Raw genomic sequence first — 11,773 nt, 5'->3', positions numbered from 1 at the left:
GGGCCTGCAGCGCAGCGACGCCGCGGTCATCGGGCACGGCGTGGAGTCCGGCGTCATCAAGCGCCTGCCCTCGGGTGAATACATCGAGGTCCACGTCCCGCCGAACGAGGCCATCGAGGCGCACGTCCGGGGCAAGTCGGCGATCCCGACGATCACCGGTACCGACGTCGACGTCGACGGCATCCCGCCCAAGGGGATGCGCGGCCCGCTCGGCAAGCTCCGCGCCAAGATGAGCAAGGCCTACGGCGGCGAGAAGATCCCGCTCGACGGTGACCACGGTCACGACGAGCACGCGGCCATCGGCGCGGGCGAGGAAGACAAGTCCCTCACCCGCCACTGATCCGCCACGCACAGGGCCCGGACACCTCGGTGTCCGGGCCCTGTCGGCTTTCCCGGGACGGTCCCCGGCGCCGCACGGAATGGTCTCCCGATGCCTCCGGGACGGTCCCCGGCGGCCCCGAGACGGCCCCTGAGGCGCTCCTACGTCCCAGCCCCCAGGGGAGCCCACGTCCCGCCGGGCGGGCCGTACGGCCTCCTCAGAGGCTTCCACGCCCACCGCGCCCGCCGCCCGCCCCGGTCACCCGGCCGAGCCATGCCCCTCCGGGCCCCACCGGCACGGCCCCGGGCCCTCCAGGGACCGCCCTGGAGGCCTCTCACGGCTCCTCACGCGCACGTGTCCCTTCTCCCCGGTTCAAGGCCGTACGGCGCCCCCAGGGGCCCGCGCAGGCGCGGTCAGCGGGCCTCGGTGGTGAAGTGCTTGACGCTGCTCCACTTGAGCCACTGCTTCCAGTTCTCCTGCCAGTGCCCCCAGCCGTTGGTGGGCTCCAGTTCCCGGGGCGAGCCGGTGATGATGATCGGGTCGCCGATCAGGGTGTTGTCGATGAACCACTTGGCGTTCGCCGGACTGACGTTGACACAGCCGTGGCTGACGTTGGAGTAGCCCTGCGAGCCCACCGACCACGGGGCGCTGTGGACGTATTCGCCGCTGTTGGAGATGCGGACGGTGTTGTAGACCGTCATCTGGTAGTAGCCCGCCTGGCCGGGCCCGATCCCGGGCGAGGTCATGACGGTGACGGGCTCGCGGGACATGGCCAGGTGGATGCCGCTGGTCGTGTAGTACTTCCAGGTCCCGCCCTGGCCCGCGCTCATCGGCATCTCGCGGACCTTCCTGCCGTCGCGCCTGACGGTCAGGTGGTGGGTGTCGGTGCTCCCCCGGGTGATCTGGGAACGGCCGATCTTGAATTCGATGCGCTGGTTCCGCGCGCCGTACAGGCCCTCGCCGCCGCGCACGCCGGCCAGGCGGGCCTCGACCCGGACCTTGGTGTGGGCCGGCCAGAACTCCTTGGGGCGGAAGTGCACCGTCTTGTCGTCGAACCAGTGCCACGCCCCGAAGACCGGTTTGGAGGTGTGGACCAGCAGGTTGCGCTCCACCGAGACGCGGTCGGTGATGGGCTGGTCGAAAGTGATCATCACCGGCATGCCGACGCCGACGGTGAGACCTGTCATGTCCTCGTTGGGGACGAAGGTCTCGATGGCGAAGGTCTTGTCGGCCTTGACGGTGGAGAAGGAGGTGGTGGTCTGGGTGACCTTGCCGGCCGGGTTCACCGCGGTGGCGCTGACCTGGTAGGAGGTGCCGGGGGCCGCGGTGCCCCGGCTGCGCCACTGGGTGCCGTCGGCGCTCAGCGTGCCCGGCAGGAGGCCGCCGCGGCCCTTCACGGTCACCTTCTTCAGGGTCCCCCCGCGGGCGGCCACCAGGACGGTGGTGTCGGTCGGCACCCTGCCGGTCTTGTCGATGGGCAGCACGGTGACGGTGGCGTCGGCGTGGCTCGCGGGGCTCGGCCCGCCCCGTACGTCGGTGCCGGTGCCGGCCGAGCATGAGGCCACCAGCACCAAGGCCAGCAGCCCGGCCCCCTGGCTCGAACCGCGGATCGCCTGCCTCACGTGAATTCCCCCGTCCCGGACTGATCGACTGATTCTGTTATTACCCGGAGTAAGCGGAGCACCACGTACGGCATGCCTCATGAACAGCCAACAAACACAAAAAAGCGGGCCACGGAAATCTTCCGTGGCCCGCTTCTCAGCGGAGATCGGCCGGGATCAGTGCGAGAAGTGACCCCGGTAGTACTCGAAGACGAAACCGATCATGCTCATGATGATCGCGAAGACGCCGATGATGAACAGCCACCAGCCGATGACCAGCCCGACCGCGGCGAGCGAGACGGCCAGACAGACGAACAGCGGCCACCAGCTGTGCGGGCTGAAGAAGCCGAGCTCCCCAGCGCCGTCGCTGATCTCGGCCTGCTTGTTGTCCTCCGGCTGGTCGCCGATGCGGCGGGCCGTGTACATCAGGTAGTAGCCGATCATGAAGGCGAAGCCCACCGAGATGGCCATCGCCGTCGTGCCGACCGGCTCCCTCGACCAGAACCAGTAGACGACGTCCACTGCGGCGAAGAAGATCCCGCAGAGGATGAACAACCAACCCTGGACTTTCATCGGGTCTCCTCCTGCTGCTCACGCGGGGCCGAGGCGTAGGGGTATCTGAGGTCGAACGCCGGGCGCTCGGAGCGGATGCGCGGCAGCGAGGTGAAGTTGTGCCGCGGCGGCGGGCAGGAGGTCGCCCACTCCAGGGAGTTGCCGAAGCCCCACGGGTCGTTCACGGTGACCTTCGGCGCGGTCTTGTGGGTCTTCCACACGTTGTAGAGGAACGGCAGCGTGGAGGCGCCCAGCAGGAAGGCGCCGACCGAGGAGACCATGTTCAGGTCGGTGAAGCCGTCGATCGGGCTGTAGTCGGCGTAGCGGCGCGGGAAGCCCTGCGCGCCGAGCCAGTGCTGGACCAGGAAGGTGGTGTGGAAGCCGATGAACAGCGTCCAGAAGTGCACCTTGCCCAGGGTGTCGTTGAGCAGCTTGCCGGTGAACTTGGGCCACCAGAAGTAGAAGCCGGCGAACATCGCGAACACCACGGTGCCGAAGACGACGTAGTGGAAGTGGGCCACGACGAAGTAGGAGTCGGCGACCTGGAAGTCCAGCGGCGGCGAGGCGAGGATGACACCGGTCAGGCCGCCGAACAGGAAGGTGACCAGGAAGCCGATCGAGAACAGCATCGGCGACTCGAAGGACAGGTGTCCCCGCCACATCGTGCCGATCCAGTTGAAGAACTTCACTCCGGTCGGGACCGCGATGAGGAAGGTCATGAACGAGAAGAACGGCAGCAGCACCTGTCCGGTCGGGAACATGTGGTGCGCCCAGACCGTGATCGACAGACCCGCGATGGCGATGGTCGCGCCGACGAGGCTGATGTAGCCGAACAGCGGCTTGCGGCTGAAGACCGGCAGGATCTCGGTCACGATGCCGAAGAACGGCAGCGCGATGATGTAGACCTCGGGGTGGCCGAAGAACCAGAACAGGTGCTGCCAGAGCAGCGCGCCGCCGGTGGCCGAGTCGAAGATGTGGGTGCCGAGCTTGCGGTCGGCCTCCAGGGCCAGCAGCGCGGCGGCCAGCACGGGGAAGGCCATCAGCACCAGGATCGAGGTGAGCAGCACGTTCCAGGTGAACATCGGCATCCGGAACATGGTCATGCCGGGGGCGCGCATGCAGACGATCGTGGTGATGAAGTTGACCGAGCCGAGGATCGTGCCCAGACCGCTGATGGTCAGGCCGACGATCCACAGGTCACCGCCGACGCCCGGCGAGCTGATCGCGTTCGACAGCGGGGTGTAGGCGAACCAGCCGAAGCTGGCCGCGCCGCCCGGGGTGATGAACCCCGACAGGGCGATGGTGCTGCCGAAGGTGAACAGCCAGTAGCTGACCATGTTCAGGCGCGGGAACGCCACGTCGGGGGCGCCGATCTGCAGCGGCATGAGCTCGTTGGCGAAGCCGGCGAACAGCGGCGTCGCGAACATCAGCAGCATGACCGTGCCGTGCATGGTGAACAGCTGGTTGAACTGCTCGTTGCTGGTGATCTGCAGGCCCGGCTGCGCCAGCTCCGCTCGCATGATCAGCGCCATGACGCCGCCGATCAGGAAGAACACGAACGAAGTGATCAGGTAGAGGTGCCCGATGATCTTGTGATCGGTGGACGACGCCCACTTGGTGATGATCGATCCCTTGCGGGTCGTCACCGGCGCGAGGGCGATGGGCTCGTTAAGTGCGGTCACTGGGCACCCGCCTGGCTAGCGATGTACTGGTCGAACTCGGCCTGCGGGACGAGCTTCACGTTGAAGAGCATCCGGCTGTGGTCGACGCCGCAGAGCTCGGCGCACCGGCCGGCGTAGACGGCCGGCTTGTCCAGCGTGTCGACCTCGAACTTGTTCTCCACCCCGGGGATCACGTCCCGCTTGAAGTGGAAGGCCGGCACCCAGAAGGAGTGGATGACGTCCGGCGAGACGAGGTCGAACTCCACCTTCTGGTTGACCGGGAGCATCAGCTGCGGCCCCTGGGTGTAGTCGCCCACGGGCTTGCCGACGACTTCGACCTTCTTGCCGTTGTATTCGGTCGTGAAGCGCCAGCTCCACTGGAAGCCCTCGACCTTGACCTTCACCGGCGCCTGGCCGGACACGATGTTGATGTAGTTCTGGTCGCGCGCGGTGAAGAAGAAGAACACGCCGACCATGATGATCGGCACCACCGTGTAGAGGATCTCGATGGGGAGGTTGTAGCGCACCTGCGGCGGCAGCTCATCCTTCGAGTGCTTCTTCTTGCGGTGGAAGGCAACGGACCACAGGATCAGGCCCCACACGACCACACCGGTGGCGAGAGCGGCGATCCAGGATCCGTTCCACAGATTCTGGACGGTCTCGGCCTGCTTGGTGACGCCACCGGGCAAGCCGCCACGGGACCAGTCTTCGGCACTACACGCCGTCGCGGACACCAACACCAGCGCCAGAGCGGCAGCGCGTGGCACCCGGCGGCGGGCCAACGGACGCCGTGCAGAACGGCGGGTCGGACTCACGGATCGCCTACCCCACAGATGAAGCCCAGGAGTCACTCCTGGGCGGTCGTTTATTCATGTTCACAACTTGTAGTTCACAGCTTTACGCTGGGGGACACATTAGCGCGGACCACCCCCGCCCTCCCGCGCAGCCCCCGATTGCGCCGCGCTTGATGCGACGATTGAGGCGTGGCGTACTTCGACGCGGCCTCCACCGAGCCGCTGCACCCTCAGGCACGCGAGGCCCTGATCGCGGCGCTCGACGTCGGCTGGGCCGATCCGGCGAGACTGTACGGTCCCGCCCGCCGGGCAAGGATGTTACTGGAACAGGCGCGCACCGAGGTCGCCGAAGCGCTCGGTGCCCGGCCCGACGAGGTCTCCTTCACCACCTCCGGGACCCAGGCGGTGCACCTGGGCGTGCTCGGCACCCTGCACGGACGGCGCCGCGCCGGGCGCCGCCTGGTGACCTCGGCGGTGGAGCACTCCAGCGTGCTGCACGCCGCCGGCGTCCACGAACGCGACGGCGGCTCGGTCGAGACGGTCGGCGTCGGCCGCACCGGCACGGTGGACCTGACGGCCTTCGGCGAGGCGGTGCGCGCCGACGGCACGGCCCTGGCCTGCCTGCAGAGCGCCAACCACGAGGTCGGCACGGTCCAGCCGGTCGCCGCGGCGGCGGCCCTGTGCGCCGAGGCCGGCGTGCCGCTGCTGGTGGACGCGGCGCAGTCCGTGGGCCGGATGCCGCCGCCGCGGGGCTGGTCGGTGCTGACGGCCAGCGCGCACAAGTGGGGCGGCCCCGCGGGGGTCGGCGTGCTGGTGGTCCGCAAGGGCACCCGGTGGCGCAGCCCGCTCCCCGAGGACGAGCGGGAGCGCCGCCGGGTCCCCGGCTTCGAGAACGTGCCGGCGATCGTCGCGGCGGCCGCCGCGCTGCGCGCGATGGCGGCCGAGTCGGCGCAGGAGTCGGCCCGGCTCTCGGCGCTCGTGGACCGGATCAGGACCGAGGTGCCCCGGCTCGTCCCCGACGTCGAGGTCATCGGCGATCCCGTCGCACGAGCCCCGCATATTGTCACCTTTTCGTGTCTTTACGTAGAAGGTGAGGCATTGTTGACAGAACTAGATAAGGCAGGATTCGCCATATCGTCCGGTAGTTCCTGCACGGCGAGTACGCTTCGTCCATCACACGTTTTGGAGGCCATGGGCGTGCTTACCCACGGGAACGTCCGGGTATCGCTGCCTCAGGGCGCATCCGCGGCGGACGTCGACCGCTTCCTCGCCGTCCTGCCGGACATGGTGAAGAGGATCCGCGAGGAGGCGGGCGTAAGGTCGTGATCGACATTCGGGGAGTGAAGGTTTCATGACGTCCAGGCAGACCGCCACGGAGGGATCCACCCAGCCTCCGGCGCTGACCATCGACGCGCTGGGCAAGAAGTGCCCGATCCCCATCATCATGCTCGCCGAGCAGATCAACCACGTCCCGCGCAACGGGATCGTCTCGGTCCTCGCCGACGACCCCGCGGCCTTCACCGACATCCCGGCCTGGTGCCGGCTGAAGTCCCACCACCACGTGGCCAGCTACGAGCTGCCCGGCGGCGGCTGGGCCATCCACGTGCGGCGCAACTACTGACCCGCCGGGAAACGGGTAGGACCCCCTGAAAGCCCAGCACACGTTTCGGGGGGAACAATGAGCGGAGAGACCGCCAAGGACCTCATGAGCCCGGGGGCCCGCTGCGTAGAGGCGCACGAGACGCTCGACCGCGCCGCGCAGATGATGCGGGAGATGAACGTCGGCGCGCTGCCGGTCTGCGGCAGCGACGACCGGCTCAAGGGGATCATCACCGACCGTGACATCGTGGTCAAGTGCGTGGCCGCGGGCAAGGACCCGTCGAGGGTGACCGCCGGAGAGATGGCCGCGGGCCTGGTCTGGGTGGCCGCGCACGCCACCGTCGGGGAGGTCCTGGCCAAGATGGAGGAGCACCAGATCAGGCGGCTCCCGGTGATCGAGAACAACCGTATCGTCGGGATGATCAGCGAGGCTGATCTGGCCAGACATCTTCCGGACGACCAGCTCGCCGACTTCGTCCATCACATCTACACGGGGGCCTGACCCCGCACCGCCCGGGGCCCGCCCGGCCCCGGGCACTCCGGCCCCGGCGGCACGGACCTCACGAGGGACGAGGCCGCCCAAGGGCGGGAACACGGCCCGCGGGTGGCACGGACCTCACGACGGGCGACGCCGCCCAGGGGCGGGAACACGGCCCGCGGGTGGCACGGACCTCACGACGGGCGACGCCGCCCAGGGGCGGGAACACGGCCCGCGGCGGAGCCCGTGAGCGGCCGGTGGCCGCCCGCCGGCTCCGCCGCGGCGGGGCCGCTCAGGCGTAGTGGCACTTCACGGACCGGGCCACCTCCGCGGCGGCCTCGGCGCCGTAGGCGGCGGCGAAGCGCTCCAGGAAGACCTTCTGCCCCAGTTCGTACTCCTGACCGCCGACGCGCTCCAGGACGTGGGTGGCGGTGAGGTTGCCCACCTGGCCGCAGCGCTCCAGGGACAGACCCCAGGCCAGGGCGGACAGGAAGCCGGAGCGGAAGGCGTCGCCCACGCCGGTGGGGTCGGCCTTGCCGAGCTCGGGAGCCGGGGGGACGTGCAGGGACGGCTCGCCCTTGCGATCGATCACCACGCCCTTGGGACCCAGCGTGGTGACGCGGACGCCGACCCGGTCGAGGATCTCCTCGTCGGACCAGCCGGTCTTCTGCTCGATCAGCCCCTTCTCGTAGTCGTTGCCGAACAGGTAGGCGGCGCCGTCGACCAGCTGGCGGATCTGGTCGCTGGGCATGCGGGCCAGCTGCTGCGAGGGGTCGGCCGCGAACGGGATGCCCCGCTGGCGGGCCTCGTCGGTGTGCCGGAGCATCGCGTCGGGGTCGTTGGGGCTGACCAGCACCAGGTCCAGGCCGCCGAGCCGCTGGACGATCGGGCCGAGCTCGATCAGCCGGGCCTCGGCCATCGCACCGGTGTAGAACGACGCGATCTGGTTGTGATCCTCGTCGGTGGTGCACAGGAAGCGGGCGGTGTGGTGGAGCTCGGAGACGTATACCGACTCGCAGTCGACGCCGTGCCGCTCCAGCCAGGAACGGTAGTCGGCGAAGTCAGCGCCGACGGCACCGACCAGGACGGGGTCCAGCCCCAGGCAGCCCATGCCGAAGGCGATGTTGGCCGCGCAGCCGCCGCGGCGGATCTGCAGGTCGTCGACGAGGAACGACAGGGAGACCCGGTCGAGCTGGTCGGCGACGAGCTGGTCGCCGAAGCGACCCGGGAAGGTCATCAGGTGGTCGGTCGCGATTGAGCCGGTGACGGCGATGCGCACGGGATCTTTCTCCTCGTTGTCAGCATCTAAGGGAAGGGGTGAGCATTGAAACCCCGCAAGAATACGCGACCCCGCACACGCGCGACGGCCCCTATGGGACCCCGTAGACGCGCGAAAGCCCCGCAAGGTGATGGATATCTCACCTCCGCGGGGCCGGCGCGCGGCTCTTGCGCCTAGTTGAACGAGTCGCCGCAGGCACAGGAGCCCGTGGCGTTCGGGTTGTCGATCGTGAAGCCCTGCTTCTCGATCGTGTCGACGAAGTCGACCGTGGCGCCCACCAGATAGGGGGCGCTCATCCGGTCGGTGACCACGCTGACACCGTTGAAGTCCGTGACGATATCGCCGTCCATCGAACGATCGTCGAAGAAGAGCTGGTATCGGAGGCCCGAACAGCCGCCGGGCTGCACGGCCACGCGCAGCTGGAGACCTTCCTCGCCCTGCTGCTCCAGCAGGCTCTTGACCTTGGCGGCGGCCGCGTCACTAAGGATCAGGCCCTGCGCCGTGGTCTCACTGCTCTCAACCGACATGTGGTGACTCCCGCGTCTGCGTCAACCGCCCGATCGGAACGGCTGTCTGTTTCTGACGTCCTTCTTAGACGCTACCAACACCCACTGGCAGCTACACATTCCTCCGTCCGGAACTACCCCCTCACCCCGGAATAAAGCCCCCTCCGACGTGTGTCATCATTAGTCGTCAGTTCGACGATAAGGGGGTGTGGCCGTGACGACCACCGAGACCGGGCTTCCGCTCTTCGTCCTCGGCCGGGGGACCGATCCGCACAGTGAACGCGGTGTCGACTGTCCCGGCGAGTTGCCGTCGGCCTCCGATCCGGCGCTCGTGGAGCGCGCCAGGCGGGCTAAGGCCGCCCTCGGCGACCGGGTCTTCGTGCTGGGCCACCACTACCAGCGTGACGAGGTCATCCAGTTCGCCGACGTGACCGGCGACTCCTTCAAGCTCGCCCGGGAGGCGGCGGCCCGGCCGGACGCCGAGTACATCGTCTTCTGCGGCGTGCACTTCATGGCCGAGTCGGCCGACATCCTCACCGGCGACTCGCAGAAAGTCGTGCTGCCCGACCTCGCGGCCGGGTGCTCGATGGCCGACATGGCCACCTTCGACCAGGTCGAGGAGTGCTGGGAGGCGCTGGAGGACGCCGGGATCGCCGGTGTCACCGTCCCGGTCACCTACATGAACTCCAGCGCCGACATCAAGGCGTTCTGCGGGCGCAACGGCGGCGCCGTGTGCACCTCCTCCAACGCCAGGCGTGCCCTCGACTGGGCCTTCTCCCGCGGCGAGAAGGTGCTCTTCCTGCCCGACCAGCACCTGGGGCGCAACACCGCGGTGCTGGAGATGGGCCTGTCCCTGGAGGACTGCGTCGTCTACAACCCGCACCGGCCCAACGGCGGGCTGACCGCCCAGCAGCTCGCCGACGCCAAGATGATCCTGTGGAAGGGTCACTGCTCGGTGCACGGCCGCTTCACCGCCGGGTGCGTGGACGACGTCCGCGAGCGGATCCCCGGCGTCAACGTGCTGGTGCACCCCGAGTGCCGGCACGAGGTGGTCACCAAGGCCGACCACGTCGGCTCGACCGAATACATCATCAAGAAGCTCGAAGAGGCTCCGGCGGGGTCGTCGTGGGCGGTGGGCACCGAACTGAACCTGGTCAAGCGGCTCGGGCAGATGTTCCCCGACAAGAACGTGACGTTCCTGGACCGGACCGTCTGCTACTGCTCGACGATGAACCGGATCGACCTGCCGCACCTGGTGTGGGCGCTGGAGTCGCTGGCGGCCGGCCAGGTCGTCAACCAGATCACCGTGGACGAGGACACCACCCACTGGGCCAAGGTGGCCCTGGACCGGATGCTGGCCCTCCCCTGACCCCGACCGGTCTCCGAGACGGGCCCCGGCGCGCTGCGAGCGCCGGGGCCCGTCTTGCTCGCCGGGGCTATTGCAGCTCGTAGACCACCCGGACACGGACCGAGACGGTCTGCTGGCCGGGGCTGATGGAGGCCTTTCCGGCCAGCGGGGCGGCGTCGAACCTGATCGGCGACGGCGGCGTGCCGCCCTCCTCACTGATCGACACGACGCGGCCCAGCTTGTCGCCTGCCAGCATGGCGTACTGCTCGGCGCGGGCGTTGGCGTCCTCGAAGGCCGCGTCGCGTGCGGCCTTGAGCGCCTTGCGGGTGTCGGACACTTCGAAGGAGACGCTGCTCAACCGCGCCTCCTCCCCGATCGCGGCCACCGCGTCGATCACCTTGTCGGCGGCCTCGATGTCGCGCACCACGGCCTCGACGCCCTGCGCCGCCCGGTATCCGGAGACCTTGGGATAGGTCTCATACTCGGGGCCGAGAGACAGCTCGTTGGTCTGCAGGTCCTTGGCCGCGATCCCCGCGGCGAGCAGTGCCTCGGTCAGTCTGACGGCGGCCTTGCGCGCGTCGGCGAAGGCCGCGCCCGCGGTGGCGCGGCGCACCTCGACGCCGGCGTTCAGGCGCATGACGTCGGGGGTGGAGGACAGGTTCCCCTCCCCCACGACCGTGATCTGCGACTGGTCGTCGTCTGCCGTCACTTTGACGGAGCCGGAGCCGATGCCGGTGTCGGCGGACGCGGTCCCGCCGAACATTCCCATGGTGACGAGTGCGGCCATGGCCACGGTGTGAGACATCTTGATCATAGATTCATGGCATCACGAGGTGAGGACCGCGACGAGGAGCCGCCGGTGTGCCCTGTCATATCTTGAACTTCAGATCACGGCGCGCTCCAGCCACCAGCCGAGCAGCCCGGTGTCGCCCTCGACGCCGTAGTCCTGGGGGCTGCGCCGCCCCCACACGACCTGCAGCAGGTCCGCCGCGGTGGCGGCGCGGACGGTCACGGTCCCCGGCTGGAGGGAGCGCGCGTGATGGAAGCGGTCGGGATCGACGGTGACCACCCATCCGGCGCCGGTGTCGGCCTGCAGGGAGATCGTCTCGCCCGCGCCCCTCAGCTCGGCCACACCCGGGCTCCAGCGCACGTACGGCAGGATGTCGAAGAACTCCTCGACCCCGTCGGCGGCCACGTCCTCCTCGACCGAGACCGGCAGGCCCAGCGCGAGCTCGGCGTCCACCCGGTGCACCACGGTCTCGTGGAGCTGGCGCCGCGACCAGAACCGCACGCGCCGGTCGCCGCCCCAGGCCCACATCGGCGCCTGCGGCTCCCGGGACAGCAGCGCCTCGGGCAGGGAGCCGGCCCCCTCCCCCAGCCAGGCGGCGTAGCCGCCGGGGTCGGCGGGCAGGCCCAGCTCCATCTTGTCGCGGTCGTAGCGCCGCTCGGCCAGGTCGCGCACCATCGCGGCGGCCCACCGGTGCACGCCGCCGGTGTGGGCGGTGAGCGCGGCCAGGTCCCAGCCCGGACAGGTGGGCACCGGGGTGGACATGTCACGGTCCCGCAGGACCTCCGCCATCCGGGTGATCTCCCGGCCGGTGGCCTCGGCGTGCTCGGCGTGGGTCCAGTCCCTCAA

12 protein-coding genes and 1 pseudogene are annotated in these 11,773 nt (G+C 69.1%); 5 read left to right on the top strand and 8 right to left on the bottom strand.

The annotated features are described in order from the left end of the window. Positions 1–340, top strand: a pseudogene (locus ACZ6R6_RS21705) (cytochrome bc1 complex cytochrome b subunit); the annotation flags it as partial. A 392-nt stretch (positions 341–732) separates the two neighbouring features. On the opposite strand, the gene ACZ6R6_RS21700 reads toward ACZ6R6_RS21705, so the two are convergent. The 4 genes from ACZ6R6_RS21700 to ctaC form a co-directional block, all read right to left on the bottom strand. Then, the gene (locus tag ACZ6R6_RS21700; protein ID WP_470095869.1) at positions 733–1,941 is read right to left on the bottom strand and encodes a L,D-transpeptidase; all 1,209 of its coding nucleotides are present in this window, start codon (positions 1,939–1,941) and stop codon (positions 733–735) included. A 156-nt stretch (positions 1,942–2,097) separates the two neighbouring features. Further along, positions 2,098–2,493 (bottom strand): cytochrome c oxidase subunit 4, encoded by a 396-nt coding sequence (locus ACZ6R6_RS21695; protein WP_451934701.1) that lies wholly within the window; start codon positions 2,491–2,493, stop codon positions 2,098–2,100. Then, positions 2,490–4,154: an aa3-type cytochrome oxidase subunit I gene (gene ctaD / locus ACZ6R6_RS21690; RefSeq protein WP_470095867.1), complete on the bottom strand. Its 1,665-nt coding sequence runs from the start codon at positions 4,152–4,154 to the stop codon at positions 2,490–2,492. Before ctaD ends, ACZ6R6_RS21695 begins: the two co-directional genes overlap by 4 nt. Continuing rightward, the gene (gene ctaC / locus ACZ6R6_RS21685) at positions 4,151–4,900 is read right to left on the bottom strand and encodes an aa3-type cytochrome oxidase subunit II (RefSeq protein ID WP_470095886.1); all 750 of its coding nucleotides are present in this window, start codon (positions 4,898–4,900) and stop codon (positions 4,151–4,153) included. The genes ctaD and ctaC overlap by 4 nt, the downstream gene beginning before the upstream one ends. A 216-nt stretch (positions 4,901–5,116) precedes the next feature. On the opposite strand from ctaC, the gene ACZ6R6_RS21680 reads away from it, so the two are divergent. The 3 genes from ACZ6R6_RS21680 to ACZ6R6_RS21670 are packed head-to-tail and all read left to right on the top strand — an operon-like array spanning position 5,117 to position 7,028. After that, positions 5,117–6,253 carry a cysteine desulfurase family protein gene (locus tag ACZ6R6_RS21680; protein ID WP_470095865.1) on the top strand — a complete coding sequence of 379 codons (1,137 nt, stop codon included), beginning with the start codon at positions 5,117–5,119 and terminating at the stop codon, positions 6,251–6,253. Between the two features lie 25 nt (positions 6,254–6,278). Continuing rightward, complete coding sequence (locus ACZ6R6_RS21675) at positions 6,279–6,548, top strand: sulfurtransferase TusA family protein (protein ID WP_306857580.1); 270 nt, start codon at positions 6,279–6,281, stop codon at positions 6,546–6,548. A 57-nt stretch (positions 6,549–6,605) separates the two neighbouring features. Beyond that, positions 6,606–7,028, top strand: coding sequence for a CBS domain-containing protein (locus ACZ6R6_RS21670; protein WP_470095863.1), 423 nt, complete (start codon positions 6,606–6,608; stop codon positions 7,026–7,028). Positions 7,029–7,296: 268 nt separating this feature from the next. Here ACZ6R6_RS21670 and ACZ6R6_RS21665 read toward each other — a convergent pair whose 3' ends face one another. After that, positions 7,297–8,283: a carbohydrate kinase family protein gene (locus ACZ6R6_RS21665; RefSeq protein WP_470095861.1), complete on the bottom strand. Its 987-nt coding sequence runs from the start codon at positions 8,281–8,283 to the stop codon at positions 7,297–7,299. A 173-nt stretch (positions 8,284–8,456) separates the two neighbouring features. After that, on the bottom strand, positions 8,457–8,810 hold the full coding sequence (gene erpA / locus ACZ6R6_RS21660) for an iron-sulfur cluster insertion protein ErpA (RefSeq protein ID WP_306857577.1): 354 nt from the start codon (positions 8,808–8,810) through the stop codon (positions 8,457–8,459). A 193-nt stretch (positions 8,811–9,003) separates the two neighbouring features. On the opposite strand from erpA, the gene nadA reads away from it, so the two are divergent. After that, positions 9,004–10,158: a quinolinate synthase NadA gene (gene nadA, locus ACZ6R6_RS21655; protein ID WP_470095859.1), complete on the top strand. Its 1,155-nt coding sequence runs from the start codon at positions 9,004–9,006 to the stop codon at positions 10,156–10,158. 67 nt (positions 10,159–10,225) lie between these two features. On the opposite strand, the gene ACZ6R6_RS21650 is transcribed toward nadA, so the two are convergent. Next, entirely contained in the window at positions 10,226–10,951 is a 726-nt protein-coding gene (locus ACZ6R6_RS21650; RefSeq protein ID WP_470095857.1) for an SIMPL domain-containing protein, read from the bottom strand. A 69-nt stretch (positions 10,952–11,020) separates the two neighbouring features. Further along, a complete protein-coding gene (locus ACZ6R6_RS21645; RefSeq protein WP_470095855.1) occupies positions 11,021–11,773 on the bottom strand; it encodes a maleylpyruvate isomerase family mycothiol-dependent enzyme in 753 nt (250 codons plus the stop codon).

The organism is Streptosporangium sp. NPDC048886, from assembly GCF_055586905.1.
The sequence above is the reverse complement of the archived record's forward strand: the minus strand, read 5'-3'. Positions and strand labels throughout refer to the sequence as shown.

Bases quoted from the DNA above. Each gene is read 5' to 3' on its own strand.
- ACZ6R6_RS21695 (WP_451934701.1), bottom strand. From the start codon at position 2,493: ATGAAAGTCCAGGGTTGGTTGTTCATCCTCTGCGGGATCTTCTTCGCC.
- ACZ6R6_RS21675 (WP_306857580.1), top strand. From the start codon at position 6,279: ATGACGTCCAGGCAGACCGCCACGGAGGGATCCACCCAGCCTCCGGCG.
- ACZ6R6_RS21670 (WP_470095863.1), top strand. From the start codon at position 6,606: ATGAGCGGAGAGACCGCCAAGGACCTCATGAGCCCGGGGGCCCGCTGC.
- erpA (WP_306857577.1), bottom strand. From the start codon at position 8,810: ATGTCGGTTGAGAGCAGTGAGACCACGGCGCAGGGCCTGATCCTTAGT.
- ACZ6R6_RS21650 (WP_470095857.1), bottom strand. From the start codon at position 10,951: ATGATCAAGATGTCTCACACCGTGGCCATGGCCGCACTCGTCACCATG.